The 15,652-nt window shown below is 57.3% G+C and carries 11 protein-coding genes; 8 read left to right on the top strand and 3 right to left on the bottom strand.

What is annotated here, in order from left to right; genetic code table 11:
• Positions 1-8 precede the first annotated feature (8 nt).
• Positions 9-1,325: an AAA family ATPase gene (locus GZH47_RS13985; protein ID WP_225446486.1), complete on the top strand. Its 1,317-nt coding sequence runs from the start codon at positions 9-11 to the stop codon at positions 1,323-1,325.
• Between the two features lie 216 nt (positions 1,326-1,541).
• Here the strand turns inward: GZH47_RS13985 and GZH47_RS13980 are convergent, their stop codons facing one another.
• Entirely contained in the window at positions 1,542-2,081 is a 540-nt protein-coding gene (locus GZH47_RS13980; protein WP_162640642.1) for an SEC-C metal-binding domain-containing protein, read from the bottom strand.
• 179 nt (positions 2,082-2,260) lie between these two features.
• Here GZH47_RS13980 and GZH47_RS13975 point away from each other — a divergent pair, with 179 nt between their 5' ends.
• A complete protein-coding gene (locus GZH47_RS13975) occupies positions 2,261-3,664 on the top strand; it encodes an MATE family efflux transporter (RefSeq protein WP_162640641.1) in 1,404 nt (467 codons plus the stop codon).
• 185 nt (positions 3,665-3,849) lie between these two features.
• The gene (locus tag GZH47_RS13970) at positions 3,850-4,191 is read left to right on the top strand and encodes a DUF1801 domain-containing protein (RefSeq protein ID WP_162640640.1); all 342 of its coding nucleotides are present in this window, start codon (positions 3,850-3,852) and stop codon (positions 4,189-4,191) included.
• Positions 4,192-4,325: 134 nt separating this feature from the next.
• On the opposite strand, the gene GZH47_RS13965 is transcribed toward GZH47_RS13970, so the two are convergent.
• Positions 4,326-5,243: an aldo/keto reductase gene (locus tag GZH47_RS13965; RefSeq protein WP_162640639.1), complete on the bottom strand. Its 918-nt coding sequence runs from the start codon at positions 5,241-5,243 to the stop codon at positions 4,326-4,328.
• Between the two features lie 330 nt (positions 5,244-5,573).
• Between GZH47_RS13965 and GZH47_RS13960 the strand changes: the two genes are divergently transcribed.
• The 5 genes from GZH47_RS13960 (at position 5,574) to GZH47_RS13940 (ending at position 11,463) form a co-directional block, all read left to right on the top strand.
• Positions 5,574-6,965, top strand: coding sequence for an MATE family efflux transporter (locus GZH47_RS13960; RefSeq protein WP_404823789.1), 1,392 nt, complete (start codon positions 5,574-5,576; stop codon positions 6,963-6,965).
• Positions 6,966-7,061: 96 nt separating this feature from the next.
• Positions 7,062-8,366, top strand: a complete 1,305-nt coding sequence (locus GZH47_RS13955; protein WP_162640637.1) for a helix-turn-helix domain-containing protein — start codon at positions 7,062-7,064, stop codon at positions 8,364-8,366.
• Between the two features lie 148 nt (positions 8,367-8,514).
• Positions 8,515-9,282: a type 1 glutamine amidotransferase gene (locus GZH47_RS13950; protein ID WP_162640636.1), complete on the top strand. Its 768-nt coding sequence runs from the start codon at positions 8,515-8,517 to the stop codon at positions 9,280-9,282.
• Positions 9,283-9,790: 508 nt separating this feature from the next.
• Entirely contained in the window at positions 9,791-10,225 is a 435-nt protein-coding gene (locus GZH47_RS13945; protein ID WP_192043608.1) for a helical membrane plugin domain-containing protein, read from the top strand.
• 59 nt (positions 10,226-10,284) lie between these two features.
• Positions 10,285-11,463, top strand: a complete 1,179-nt coding sequence (locus GZH47_RS13940) for an NAD(P)/FAD-dependent oxidoreductase (protein WP_162640635.1) — start codon at positions 10,285-10,287, stop codon at positions 11,461-11,463.
• 349 nt (positions 11,464-11,812) lie between these two features.
• Here the strand turns inward: GZH47_RS13940 and GZH47_RS13935 are convergent, their stop codons facing one another.
• Entirely contained in the window at positions 11,813-15,568 is a 3,756-nt protein-coding gene (locus GZH47_RS13935) for a DUF7507 domain-containing protein (RefSeq protein WP_162640634.1), read from the bottom strand.
• Positions 15,569-15,652: the final 84 nt, after the last annotated feature.

Here is a 15,652-nt window from a genome sequence, read left to right as displayed (position 1 = left end):
CCAAGCCTATGGGTATGAAACGAATGAATGTACAGCTGCAGCCGGCGGCTGAACCGCCGTTTATCGTCCGTGCCGATCGTTTCGCCGGCGCGTCGCCGGACGCGGGAAGCTATTTCAACTACATCGCGATCGTGCAGGCGATCGCGGATTTTCTGAGCCGACGCTTCGGAACGGCCTTCCGCCTTTATTATCAGGATGACGGCAACGAAGTGTGGAACGGCCTCGAAGCGGATCTGTCGGCCGGTTACGAGGGGATCGAGCATGCGGCGAGCCTGTTCGACCTCGTCGAGACGAGCGTGTTCGAGTTTACGGGCGATCCCGGGCAGAACCAAAGCGGTTATACGATTCGGCCTGCCGTGCGCAACAACCTGTTCATCTATACGCAGCACCGCGTCGCGATGGCCCGCGTGCCCCGCTTGACGGCGCACGGCCTCGGCTACGAGGATCTCATCTTCGGCGAGAACGACGAAGGGATGCTCCGGTTTCTGGAGGAGCTGAGGACGCGCCAGCTTGCGAATCCTAAAATCGTCGTATTCACCGATACCAAGGAAGGATTGGAGCAGAACCGGGAGTCGGCGTCCGCGCCCGTTACCCGGGACGAGGTGTTCATGGATGAAGAGCTGAAGACGCAGATTTACCGCTCGATCGACGAGTTCTTCTCGGAGGACCGGTCGTTCTTCCAGACGTACGGCATTCCGTATAAGAGAGGTATCCTGCTGTACGGCAAGCCCGGCAACGGCAAGACCACGCTGGTCAAATCCATATCGACGACCGCATCCGCTCCCGTCGCGTATTGGCAGATCACGGAATATACGAGCAGCGGATCGATTCAGGAAGTATTCGCGGCCGCGACGCAAATGGCGCCGATGGTGCTCGTCATCGAGGATATCGACTCGATGCCGAACGCCTGCCGTTCGTACTTCCTGAACACGCTGGACGGGGCCACGTCGAAGGAAGGCATCTACCTGATCGGCACGACGAACTATCCGGAGAAAATCGACCCCGCCCTCATGAACCGGGCCGGCCGCTTCGACCGCGCTTACGAAGTGAAGACGCCGAACGAATCATTGCGCCTGTCTTACCTGATGCACAAAGGCTTGGGGCGCTTCGCGGACGAGGAGACGGTCGCCCGCGCGGCGCGAGCGGCGGAAGGCTTCTCGCTGGCCCAGCTAAGCGAGTTGTACGCCTCCGCTGCTTTACAAATGCATTACGAGCATGTCGTGAATTTGGAGCAGCTGATCGCCGAGATGCAGTCGGATTATGCCAAAGGGCGCAGCCGCGAATGGCTGACGGACAATGCGTCCAGGAAGCTTGGGTTCATGTAGGTTCAATCATGCAGGTCCAGGTCCAATACGGGACGCGGACTACGGAGCCGCTGTCTATGCGGCCGGAAAAGCAGAAAAAGGAGCTGCCCGGCAGCCATGCATCGTCGCATGGCCCGGGCAGCTCCTGTAATAGGGCTGTTTCTCGTTATAAAAGTAGGATTATCGGCTTATTGCCCTTCAGCGATGGCTCTTCGTGCAGGCCATTCGTACGAGCCCTTAGTGCTCGCCGTTCAAGGCTTCAATCGCGCGATCCACGAATGGAGCGAGCTCGCCGATCCGTTTGGACACGCTGCCCGCGGACACTTCGTACCGCTTCGCGACCTCGGCTTTGGTCACGTCTTGGCGTCCGGTCAGCAAGGACAGGCTGTATTCCAGCGCGGCGAACACGACGCCCGGCTTCGGCACGATCGGCGCGTTTTCTCTGGAATAAGCGAACCAAATCAGTACCGTCGCATTGATTTCGTCCCATGTGAAACGATCGGCAAGATGCGGGACGAGCTCTTTGGCCAGGCTGCCGTATGGAGGCTGAGACCAAGCGATGCGGTCGATCGACGCGTACATCTCTTCGATCGTCTCGGGTACGGCGATGTATAATTGCTCGTTTTCGAACGAGATCGAAGCAGGCGCTGCCGAGACCTGCGCTTGGGCTTGCAAGGCACGGGACGCCTCGTCCTTGGACAAGCAGCATTTCTTGTATTTCAGCCCGCTGCCGCAGGGACATGGGTCGTTCCGGCCCACTTTGGTATTCTTGATCATAAGGTGAATCGCTCCTTTACGTTAAACATGGTAACAGAAAGGCTCCCATTTCATCAAATATAAACCCAAAAGACATAAATATTGGACAAGCGGAGGCGAAGCGCCCTATGGCATAATGATGAAGGCAAGCACAGCTGGACATCAGTGTTCATCACGAGAATAGGGAGATAGACCGTTTTATGAAACTTGGGGAACAAACGGGGGAAGCGATTCCGACCTGGAAAAAATTAAGTTTATTCGCGCTAACGTGGCCGATCCTCATCGATTCCGTCCTGCGGATGATGCTGGGTACCGCCGATGTATTCATGCTAAGCCGGATTTCGGATAATGTAGCCGGGGCAGTCGGCTTGGCCAATGAGATTATCGTGTTCTGTATTCTAATGTTCGGTTTCGTCGGCATCGGCACGAGCGTGGCAGTCACGCAGTATTTAGGGGCAGGGAAGAAGGAAACGGCGAGCCGCATCTCGGCGCTGGCCATCTCGCTTAACGTCATCTTCGGCCTGATCGTCAGCTTGGTGTTGTTCGTATTCAGCAAGCAGTTCATGGAAATGCTCAACCTGGATCCGGCGCAAATCGCGATTGCGAATAAATATATGAGGTTCATCGGCGGGTTCATCTGGGTCGAAGCGGTGTCGTACGCGGTATCGTCGATTCTTCGCGCGAACGGCAGAACGCGGGACGTCATGTATGTCACGTTCGGCGTTAACGTGCTCCACGTCGCGGGTAATTACCTGCTGATCTTCGGCCACATGGGCTTCCCGGAATGGGGCGTTACGGGCGCGGCCGTCTCGACCATCTGCAGCCGGATTATCGGCATCATCGTCCTGATCATCCTGTTGTACCGCCGTATTCCGAGCCCGATCCGGCTCAAGGATTACGTCTCGTTCGATAAGCAGCATATGAAAACCATTCTGGGCGTCGGCTTGCCGGCGGCTGGCGAGCAGATCGCTTGGCAGTCCCAATATATGATGATCATGAGCTTCGTCAACATTATCGGGCAGCAGGCGCTCAGCGCGCATATCTACGTGTTCAATATCAGTATGTATTTCATGGCGTTATCCACGTCGATCGGCATCGCGACCGAGATCATCATCGGCCACATGGTCGGAGCGGGGGAGAAGAAAGCCGCTTATTACAGGCTGTTGAAGAGCCTGCGATTAAGCATCGTGATGACGGCCGTCGTCGTCGCCATCACGGCCTTGTTCCGCTTCAAGCTCGTCGGCTTGTTCACGGACGATCCGAAGATTATCGCGATGGGAGCGGGCATCTTCCTCATCTCGCTCGTGCTGGAGCCGGGACGCGTGTTCAACATCGTCGTCATCAACTCGCTCCGCGCGGCCGGGGATGCGAAATTCCCGGTGCTGATGGGCGTATTCTCGATGTGGGGCGTTTGCGTGCCGCTGGCCTACTATCTGGGCGTGCATCTGGAGTGGGGCTTGGCCGGCATCTGGATCGCGTTCACCGTGGACGAATGGCTGAGGGGACTGCTTATGCTGGCGCGCTGGAAGAGCGGCGTGTGGGCGAAGAAGTCGTTCGTGCATCCTCCCGTGCAAGAGCAGCCGGAGGCCACGGTCAGCGTGTGAGCCTGCGAATAGCCAAGCGAAGTGAATAAGTGAACCGAATAACGGCAACCGGGGCGGTGGATCGCCTTGGCTGTCGTTTTTTTGTTGCGTTCCGCGGGCTTTTCTATATTATAATTGGTATACCTTTACAGAATTATTGCCGGCAAGCTTTCTAAACTAGCCTCGTGGGACAAGGAGAGAAGCGAATGAATCAGGAAGTGACGGATTTTATTGCGGCGGTGAAAGAACCTTGGCAAAGCGAGCTCTGCGCGGGACTGCGCGAGGTCGTTCACGGCGCGGTACCGGAGGTGCAGGAGCGCATTCAGTATAAGAAGCCGCATTTTCTCAAGAACGGCAAATATGCCGCCGTCATCAGCACCTCGAAGGACGCTGTCAGCTTCACGATCTTCAACGCGACGGAGCTGGCGCTCCCGGAAGGGCAGTTCGACGGACCGCCCGAGAGAAAGACGTTGAAGCTGAAGAAGGGCCAGTCGTTCGACGCGGAGCAGCTGACCGGATTGGTGAGACAGGCTTCGTCGACGCTGTAGGCGTGGGAGCGCAAGCAATATAATAACAGTCTCCATAGCTCAAGAAGGCCATCCAGGTGATCACCTGGATGGCCTTCTTGTTTGAGCGCACTTATGAGCCACTCATGAAACGCGTAACAAACGCGAATCGACGCTTAAGGAAGAATGTTGCCCGCAGCGCGGTAGATGGCGTACCACTCTTCGCGCGTCAAGCGGATTTCGCTTGCGCGGATGCAATCCTTGATGCGCTCGATGTTCATCGTGCCCGTCACCGGCTGCATGTTCGCAGGGTGGCGAAGCAGCCAAGCGATCGCGATCGTCGTGTTGCTGACGTCGTACTTCTTGGCGACCTCGTCGATTTGCGCGTTCAGTTCCGGGAATTTCGGGTTGTCCAGGAATACGCCTTCGAAGAAGCCGAATTGGAACGGCGACCACGGCTGGATCGTGATGTCGTGCAGGCGGCAGTAATCCAGGATGCTGCCGTCGCGGCTGATGGCGGAATCGTTCACCATGTTCACGTTCACGCCGTTCGAGATCATGTTGGCGTTCGTGATGCTAAGCTGCAGCTGGTTCGCGACGATCGGCTGCTTCACGAATTTTTTGAGCAGCGCGATTTGGTTCGGGTTCTGGTTGGAAACGCCGAAATGGCGCACTTTGCCCGAGCTTTCCAGCTGATCGAACGCTTCCGCCACTTCTTCCGGCTCGACGAGCGCATCCGGACGGTGAAGCAGCAGGACGTCGAGGTAGTCGGTTCTCAGACGCTGCAGGATCTTGTCGACGGACGACAGGATATGCTCTTTGGAGAAGTCGAACTGTCCTTGGCGAATGCCGCATTTGGATTGCAAAATAATTTTTTCGCGCACGTCGTCGCTCATATGGATAGCATCCGCGAAGATTTCCTCGCAGTTTCCGCCACCGTAAATATCGGCATGGTCAAAGAAGTTCGCGCCTTCCTCGAGCGCGGTCTGTACGAAACGCTCCGCGCCGGCTTTGTCCAGCGAGTTGATGCGCATGCAGCCGATAGCCACGACAGGCACTTCCAGATTGCTAGTGCCGAGTTTGATCGTTTTCATGATAACAATGCCTCCTGTTCATTTAAGAAAGATGGGTTAGAACCGATCGCCGAAGCCTTACATGAAACCTGAATACGCTATGTATTCCCTTAAAGATTGTGACATACAACAAGGCCTGTTTCAAGGGCGGCGGATGGGTTAAATCCACTGTAGCTGTACTTTGCCCAAGCGGGACGCGGGAGTCCCGAATAACTTAGCCTGCAAGTCGGAGCCCCCTCCGCGCCGATCTTTGCTATAATGGACGAAACAAGAGACGTTACAAGAAATGTTACAATGCCGTTGTCATGCAGAAGCAACACCCAAATCCGAGAAAAAGAATGTGATGATGTCGTGGCTCAGTCGGCGTATCGAATACGAAAACAAGCCCTGCTGGCAAAACTGCAAGCGCGCGTCGCGATCGGCGATTACCGGACGCTGACCGCGCTGTTCCTGCCGCTTCTGATCGACCAAGCGTTCATCGTCTGCCTGAACGTGGTGAACGTTGCCATGATCAGCTCCTCGGGCGTATCGGCGATCAGCGCGGTGAACATGGTCGATTCGCTGAATTTCTTCCTCGTCAGCGTCTTCGTCGCCGTATCCACGGGCGGAACGGTTATCGTGGCGCAGTATAAAGGGAGCGGTAACGCGCCGATGGTGTCCAAGGCGGCGGCCAGTTCGATCGCGGCCGTCACGCTGTTCGCGCTTGGAATCAGCTTGGCGATGATCGCGCTCCATGGACCGACCCTCCATCTGCTGTTCGGGTCTGCGTCGCCGGACGTGTTCGACAAAGCGAAAACGTATTTCATCGGGAGCTGCGCATCGTACGCGGGGATCGCATTGGTCGAAGCGGTCTGCGGCGCATTGCGGGGCATCGGGCAGTCGCGGGCTTCGCTCGTGCTCTCGCTCGTTATGAATCTCTCGTACGTGCTGCTGAACGTGCTGTTCATCAACGGACTGCACATGGGCGTGCTTGGCCTCAGCATCTCCGTCAATGTGGCGCGTTACGGGGCTGCGCTGTACGCGCTCTATTATTTGGTCAAGAAGAACACGAACCTGCATTTGCGCATCAAGGACATGCTTCAGGTCAAGTTGGACATGATTCGTAAAATCCTATACGTTGGACTGCCGTTCGCGGCCGAGCAAATGTTCTTCAACGGCGGCAAGATCGTCACCCAAATCTTCATCGTCCATCTGGGCACGAATGCGATCGCGGTTAACGCGATCGGCGGCTCGTTCGCGCAGCTGACGCAAATTCCTTCCAACGCGCTGGCGCTGACGGCGATTACGGTCATCGGCCAGAGCATGGGACGGCAGGACACCGAGGCCGCGCGCAAGTATGCCCGCGCATTCATGTGGATATCGAGCATGTTCCTGCTTGCCACGGCGTTAATCGTCGTGCCGCTGTTTCATCCGCTCGTCAGCCTGTTCCATCCGCCGAAGGAAATCGTGCACGACATCTTCATTATCGTCCTTATCAATGCGGTTACCCAGGTGCTGCTCTGGTCGCAAAGCTTCATCATGCCGTCTGCGCTGCGGGCGGCGGGCGATTCGAAATTCACGTCGCTGGTGTCGCTGCTGTCCATGTGGCTGTTCAGAATCACGCTCGGTTATTTGCTCGCCATCGTGCTCCACGGCGGCATCGTCGCTGTCTGGCTGGCGATGAACCTGGAGTGGGGCGTGCGGGGGGCTGTCTTCCTCTGGCGCTTCCGCGGGAAGAAGTGGTATCAGCATAAGTTGATTTAAGATAACGTTTATTCGCATCGCATTGCATTGCATTGCGTCGCGCCGACGGGGATTCATCCCGGCGAAAAGGAAGCGCAGAGAGGAGGCAGGGGCCGGATGACCATTAAGCTCGGATACGTGGGCGTGGAGGACACGATGGCGTTCATTACTTCGATTATCCGGCAGAACGGCGAGTTCGAATGCCTGCCTTTCGCGCATGAGCGGTTCGAAGACATCGGCCCGATCGTGACGGCGAACGCCGAGAAGGTCGACATGTGGCTGTTCTCCGGCCCGCTGCCCTATCGGGCGGCCCGAGAACAGGCGCCGGGGATCACGAAGCCGATGTTCTATATCTCCTACAGCGGCGCCGGGTTATATCGGACGTTATGCCAGCTGTTCTACCGGGAGCGCGTCGACATGAGCCGGCTGAGCTTCGACATGTACGGTCCTAAGGAGTTGGCGAAGGTCGCGGAGGAGCTGGGGCTGACCGGCGCCGCGTTGAACGGCAAACCGTTCGACGGCTCGTATCAGGCATTGATCGATTACCATGCGGACTTGTGGCGCCGCGGCGCAATCGATTATGCCGTCACCTGCGTCTGGTACGTGCAGGACAAGCTGAAGGCGCTCGGCGTTCCCGTGCTTCGCGTCATTCCGACGGAAGCTTCCGTGCAGGCGGCATTGGCGGAAGCGTCGCGCACTTGGGAGACGCTCCGGTACATGGATGCGCAGATCGCCGTGCAGCTGGTGGAGACGGATCCTTACGCGGGCTTGACGAGGGATACGTTCGGCTCCGACGAGCTGTTCCGCTTGGAGCTGACTGTCAGCGAATCGCTGCTGGATTACTCCCGGCGGCTGCAAGGATCGCTGAAGACGATCTCGCCGGGCCGGTATGCGATCTTCACCACGCGAGGCATCTTGAAGGACGTGACGCGCGGGTTCGAGCAAATCCCGGAAGGCCCGGAGCTGTCCGGCCTCGGGGCGGAGCTGACCTGCGGCATCGGCATCGGCCGCACCGCTTACGAAGCAGAGCTGCTGGCAGGCAAAGCGCTGATGCAAACCCGGCAATGCGGCAAAGGCGCCTGGATGGTCGCTTTCGACGACAAAACGATCACGGGGCCGCTCGGACGGACGGAGCAGTTGTCCTACTCCTATTCTGCCGAAGGCTTGCAGACCGTCAGCGAACGGACGGGGCTGAGCACGGCAACGCTCGGCAAGATCGAAGCGGTGCTGAGGAAGACGCGGACGGATGTCCTCACGTCGACACAGCTGGCGCAGCAGATGATGATCATGCCGCGAAGCGCCAGGCGCATTCTGATTCAGCTCGAAACGAGCGGGTTTGCGGAAGTTACAGGCGAAGAAACGGCCGGCGCAAGAGGAAGGCCGCTGAAACTATACCGGATTACATTAAGACGAGCCGACTGACGCTCGTCTTTTTTTGCTGTCCCTCATCATGTGTTTCGTATATCTTTTTCATGGATTTTTTTCGTTGACAGGCCGGGCGGCATTGATTAATATACGGTCATAGCCTTTAATAGACCGTAATTAGCGATGCGCGATGGAGGGACGACGGATGAACATCCTAGTGTGCAAGCATTTTGCATTTGACGATGAAAGTGCCCTTGCAGCATGGGCCGAGCGGCAAGGCCACGCGCTGCGCGTGCTCTTACCTGCCGAGCTGGCTGCGTATCCGGTGCAGGAGTCGTTCGACATGCTCGTCATCTTGGGCGGTCCCATGAGCGTATATGAAGAAGCGCGCTATCCGTGGCTGATCGGCGAGAAGCGGTTCGTCCGGGACTGCATCGATGCGGGCAAGCCCGTGCTCGGCATTTGCCTCGGCGCGCAAATGCTGTCCGAGGTGCTGGGAGGCGTCGTCTATCGCAACGACCGGAAGGAAATCGGATGGCACGCCGTGCAGCGAACGGAGGAGCGGCATCCTTGCTTCGAAGGCGTCCCGCAGTCGTTCACGAGCTTCCAATGGCATGGCGACACGTTCACGCTGCCGGAAGGCGCGGTTCGTCTTGCGAGTTCCGAAGCATGCGGCAATCAGGCATTCGCGTACGGAGAAACGGTGCTGGCGCTTCAGTTTCATCTGGAGACGACGCCGGTCTGCATCGGCACGATGCTCAGCGTTTGGGCAAGCGAGCTGACGGAGGCGCCGTTTATTCAACCGGCTGCCGAGATTGCGGCGCAGACGGAGCGAAGCGAGGCATCCCATGCGCTGCTCGCGGGAATCTTGGATCGGCTGGCGGCCGCCGCCGCAGCCACGGCCAAGGCCATAGACTGCAAGCAGGGGCAAGGACAGGAGACGTCAGCGCCGCAGAAGCCGCGAACGGCCTAATAACGATTATAGAAGTACGATTCACGAGGCCGCGGGCCGGTGGCTCTCTTTCGGCAGCCAGCGTTCTGCGGTTTTTTTTTATTGCCGGATATGTATTTAACGTTGTTGATGATTCGCAGGGCGTAGAAATAAACTTCCCGTCGAGGGAGCAGAATAAGTCATGATTAGTGGTATTTTCCTAGGTCCGGCGCCTGAATTTCGCATGTTTTGCGGCGTTGGGCGTTCTTTCTTGGGATGATTAATTATTTTTATAGTCATAATAAAAATAATTTTACAATTACCTATAGTCGAGCCGGGAAAAAAGCGATACAGTAGAGACAGAAGAAAGGCTGCTGTCATACTCGAAGCGTCTTGTGATTATTTTCACATTTCTCCCTTTTCGACGACGGAATGCTTCACCGCGTTACTCGCTTAATGGGATTAAACTTGCCATGCCGCTTAGGCGGCACGCCGGTTCATCTGACGGGATGATTGCAGCTGAGTGACTACATCTGAAGGAGGCAATACAATGAGTGAAACAATGGTATCGAACCTGGAACAGCAAGATGCATCGGCGGCGCTCGTCAAATCGGACGTACTCGATCAACTGCTAAAGCCGGAAGTGCAAGAAGCGCTGACACAACTGGTGGACCAGCTTCCTAAACTGTCCGAAATGATGAGCTTGATGACGAAAACGTACGAACTGGCGCAAAAGGTTGCATCCGACCGCATCCTGATCCAAGACACGGTGGGCGGCATTCAAGAAGTCGTTAAACCGCTGACCGAGAAAGTAAAAGGCTACGCATCCGCGGCGATCGAAGCGAACGACCGTGCAGAGCAAAGCGAGAACGTCATCGGCTTGTTCGGCATGATCAAACTGATGAAAGATCCGGAATTGCAAAAGATGCTTCGCTTTGGCCAAGCATACCTCGACATTCTGGGCGAAAGAAAGAAACAGGGCTAAACCGACCGAACCGATATCGACGATTCATAACTTATGCGAAGTACGGAGGATGAGATCCCATGAGAAAAGAAATACTGATTCTAGGCGGCGGCTACGGCGGCTTGCTTAGCGCGCTGTCCGCTCGCCAGCATCTGACTACCGATGAAGCGAACATCACGATTATTAACCGCGTTCCCTCGCACCAAATCATTACGGAGCTTCACCGTCTCGCTGCAGGCAACGTAGCCGAGAAAGCCGTTGCATTGCCGCTTGAGAAATTGCTTAAAGGCAAATCCGTTAACGTCGTTGTAGGCGAAGTGCAAGCAATCGACGTTGCCGGCAAACAAGTCGCTCTGAACAACGGTTCGTCGTACCGCTACGATAACCTGGTGCTCGCACTGGGCAGCGAAACGAACTACTTCGGCATCCCGGGCTTGCAAGAGAACAGCCTGACGCTGAAATCCGTTCATGATGCGAACCGCGTATTCAACCACGTTAAAGACCGCATCAAAGCATATGCAACAAGCAAAAACAAAGCAGACGCTACGTTCATTATCGGCGGCGGCGGTCTGACTGGCGTCGAGCTGGTCGGCGAGCTTGCTGACGAGCTTCCGGGCATCTGCCGTCAATACGGCGTGGATTTCGCGGACGTTTCGATCTCGCTGGTTGAAGCTATGCCGACAATCCTGCCGATCTTCTCGCCTGAACTGATCGGACGCGCGGTAACGAGCCTCGAAGCTCGCGGCGTGGAATTCCTGACAGGCCTTGCGATCACGGAAGTAAACGGCAACGTCGTTACGCTGAAAGACGGCAGAACGATCGAAACGAATACGCTTGTTTGGACAGGCGGCGTTCAAGGCAGCTCCCTCGTGGGCAACTGCGGCATCGAAGTTAACCGCGGCCGCGCAACGGTTAACGAGCACCTGCAATCCACTTCGCACCCTGAAGTATTCCTGGCTGGCGACTGTGCAGTCGTATTCGCACCGGAAGGCCGTCCATACCCGCCGACAGCACAGCTGGCATGGCAAATGGGCGAACTGGCAGGCGCGAACATCGGCGCATTGATCAAAGGCGCTAAAATGGACACGTTCAGCCCGGTATTCTCCGGTACGCTTGCAAGCCTGGGCCGCAAAGACGGCATCGGCGCCGTTGGCGGATCCGGCATCGAGCTGAAAGGCACGCCTGCTTCCTTGATGAAGAAAGCAAGTAACGCGCGCTACCTGTCGCACATCAACGGCTTGTTCTCCCTGGCTTACTAATAGTCCCAGGCCAGTTAGCCGTACGAATATCCACAATCCATAACGCAAACAACCCCAGCTCGCGATGAGCCGGGGTTGTTTGCGTTGCGAAGGCGTTGGAATCCGTTAAGAACGAGCGGAGAGGCTGTTGATAAGCGTTGGCGAGCTGTTAAGAAAGAAACGCAGCTGTTGAGAAGCATGCGATATGGTCCGGAAATTCGGTGAAGATTCGGTGAAGAACGGCCGATTCATCCACTTATCAACAGGGTTATGCACAATGCTAACAGGTGCGAAACCGCTGCTGTGCGTAATTTTTTGAAACCATGCTAACATATCCACAGGTTAAACTATTCACAAGTGGACAGCCGGCTCACTCTTCTTCCTCGTTAATTAATACCGTTACAGGATTGGATTGAACGACGCCCGGTACCCGCTGTCCGTTCGGCGCGACGTATTCGAAGGTCATGTTCGCCGTGTTGACGGCAATCAAATTATGCGGCTCGCGGATGGCCTTCGCTTCGAACGCAACGGTTACGGAGCTGTTCGCTCCAATAAACCCGATTGGAATCCCTGACGCCGGATTGGCGCCGGGAACGGGCCTGCCTGCGACCGTGACGCTGTTATCCACAAAGGATAGTCCCTCCGGCAAGCTGTCGTGGAGAACGGCTTTGTCGAACGGCGTATTGCCCGGGTTGGTGACGTTCACCGCGAAGGTCACTGTTCCGCCGACGAGGACTTCGGTGACGCTGGCGGATTTGACGATTGTTGGAGGCGCGAGCACTGGAACGGTTACGACGTTGGTGAATATCCGTTCCGTGAAGGTCCTTCCGTCCGGCAGAAGGAACACGAGCAGCATATTGCCTTGGTTAACCAGCACGCCGGAAGGCGGATAGAACTCGACCCGCAGCTGGAAGGTGATGACGTTCGTGATTTGCGGCAAAATCGTGCCGAGCAGCGTACCGGTAAACCGGTTAGCCCCCGGTATGGAGAATCCGTTCAAGGTCACGCTGTTCTCCACGAACGACGTGCCTTCCGGAAGGTTATCGAACCAGGTTGCGTCCGCATTGTAGTGACCGTTATTCGTCACTGTCGACACGTATTGAATGACGTCTCCGACGAACGCGAATGGAGGGAGCGCCCGCTTGGTGGCCACGACGGTCGGCTCCGTGACGATCACTTCGACGATATTGGATACCGCCGTCTGTGTAATGCCGCCGCTGGTGAACGAAACGGTCGCGTAATCATCGATGAAGCCCAGCGGCGGAGGATCCAAGTTGATCGAGACGTCGAACGTCACGACGACCGTTGCTCCGGCGGGCACGGTCCCGATATTCAGTCCGGCGAGGACATCGCCGTTAACTGGAACGCCGCCGACCTTTGTGCTGCCCGGTACGATAGCGCCTCCTGGGGTCGGCGTGTCGGTGACGACCGTGTTCAGGGAGTCAGCCGTTCCGATATTAGTGATTGAAATCGTGTAGGTGATGGTGTCGCCGATCATGACGGACGTATGGGATACGCTCTTGACGGCTTCGAGCATGAACAGCGGATCCCGCACGTTGACGATATTGGACGTTGTCGTGCTGGTCACCGGAGACTGGCCTGGCGGCGTGTAAGTGAAGGTAGCGTTCGCCTGGTCGGTATAGAACTGGCTCGGCGACGCAGCGATGATAAGCACGTTGTAAGAGACGACCACGGCATCGCTTGGCGGAATCGGGCCAACGGCGATGCCGGCAAGCGGACTTGCCGCCGGAGAGAGCGTGCCGTCGATTCGGACGGAGCCGGGAACGAACGAGCTGTACGCATTGAGCGGATCGAATACGACCGCGCCGAGCGCAATGTTGCCGGTATTGCTGACGGTGACGGAATAATTGACGACATCGCCGACGCTCGCCGTGTCGACGCCTGCGCGCTTCACGAGCGAGATGCCCGGCTGCACGACCGGGATCGTAACCGTATTGGAATGCGACGAAGTCGTTAAGGACCCGGAGGTGAACGTCACCATTGCCTGATCCGTGAGTTCGGCGGGGTCCGGCAAGGCGTTGACGACGATCTGAAACGTGACAATGACGGTTGCGCCCGCGGGGAGCGTGCCGATCGGAATGCCGGTGATCGGGCTGGCGCCAGGCACGGGAACGCCGCCGACCGTCGCGCTGTCCGGCACGAAGGAGGAGCCGGCCGGCACGTTGTCCGTCAAGCTGACCGCCGTCAGTGCGGCTGCATTGTTATTCGTCACGTTAATCGAATACGTGACGACATCGCCTACGACAGCGCTCGGCAGATTGGCTGATTTGACCGGTGTCAGCATCGGTGAGGAAACCGGAATGTCGACCGGGTTGGAGACGATGAAGCCCGGGATGCGGCGGTGATCGGGCAGGATGACTTCGAACGCGGTCCCGAACGCATTATGGACGATGTTGTTGGGCGGTATGGAGGTGACCAGCAGCTGGTATTGAATCGTGGTGGATTGGAAGAGATTCAAGACGCCGATATCGATGCCGACATTAGGGTTGTCTCCCGGCTGGCTGACGCCGTTCACGGAAACGGTGCCCGCCACGAAGGCGGTGCCGGCCGGCAGCGGATCGGTTACGATCCCCGTCGTGTCTATGTTGCCGATGTTCGTGATCGTGAGCGTATACGTAATCATATCGCCGATCATGGCATTCGTCAGGTCGGCTGCCTTATGCACCTTGATTAACGGCAAGAATACGGGGATTTCCACGATGTTGGAAGGGACGACGGTCGAGATGGGCGGAGCTCCCGGCGTCGGCACGAAGGTGAAGGCCGCGGTAGCCTGGTTCCGCAGCTCGGGCGGCGCGGGCAAGGAGACGACGACTTCATCGAACATGACGATAACCGATGTATTCGGGGCGATGCTCCCGATCGGCACGCCCATCGTCGGGTCGGCGTTTGGCAATTGCACGCCGTTGACCCTGACCGTGCCCGGAACGAAGTTCGCGCCGTCGATTTCGTTGTCGAAGAATTCGACGGCGGTCGCGCTGATGATGCTGGTATTATCGATCGTCACGGTATACGTAACGATATCGCCGATGACCGTTGCCGCTTGGTTCGCCGATTTCGTCAGATGAAGGAGCGGCTCGACGATGTCGATCTCGATGCCGATGGCGTCCACGAGATAGCCGTCTCCGTTCGTCGTCAGCCGGAATACGGCGGAAGTCTCGTTGTTGATCAAGGTATTGGAAATCGAAACATCCGTAATATCCCAGCCTTGCCGGCCGCCGATGATATTGGAGCCGGGCGATCCGTTAATTTGGTTCCGGCTGCCGAATGTACCCGACGTGTCAAGTGTGCCGTCGCTTTTGTTGATCTGGGAGGCGAAGAAGTTGTTGACGAAATTGTTCGGCCCGAATAATGCGATCAACGTGCCCGGCGTCGATCCGAACAGGAACCGATCGCCGGTCTTATTGGCATCGCCTTCTTGCGCGCTGATCTGGGCGCGTCCGTCGAGCGGGCCGGTGAATGGCGTGGCAAAGCCCGTAATGACGGTATCCACCGGGCCGGAGGTCGCTTGGATGACCGTTGCGCCGACCCTCAGCGACAGATTGCGGAGCGGCGCCGCCGGGTCATGATAGAAGACGGCGAGCGTCCACCCGGCATGGTTGGACGACGGTTCGGGAATGACGATCGTGCCGACGACGCTGTTGGTCGCGTAGGTGCCCGCCCCGGCTGCCGCGACGATGCTCGTCACTTCGGCCGATCGGACATAGGCTTGCGTGCCTTGACTGAGCACGACCGTTTGAGCGGTGGCGGAGGCTGGCGTCACGCTGAACGTCCCCGCAGGCGTTTGAAAGCCGACCGCATTGTCGATCGCCGCGCTGAGGTTGACGCCTCCGTTGATATACGTGCCGCCCCAAATGAGCTCCGCATAGATAACCGTCGCGACGGGGGGGAGCACGAGCACGGCCGAAGAGCTGTTCAGCAAGTAATTGCCCGTCGTCCCCGCGGGATACGTGCCGAAAGTCAGGGCCGTGTTCGTCGTTGTGAATGCCCCGATCGCATCCACGGTACCGGGCACGCCGACGGTATCCGACCGGCTGAGCCCAAGCGTATTGCCTGTGAAAATCGCACCGCCATTCTCATTTAGGAAGAAACGGTTCACGAAAGGCATTGTCGGTATCCTCCTTTTAACGCAAATACTGATATCTATGTGCGCCGCGAGGAAATAGAATAGCCTTCTCCGGAGAGAAGGCTA

This window comes from Paenibacillus rhizovicinus (genome assembly GCF_010365285.1).
Lineage (GTDB): Bacteria > Bacillota > Bacilli > Paenibacillales > Paenibacillaceae > Paenibacillus_Z > Paenibacillus_Z rhizovicinus.
This window is presented reverse-complemented; position numbering and strand designations above follow the sequence as displayed.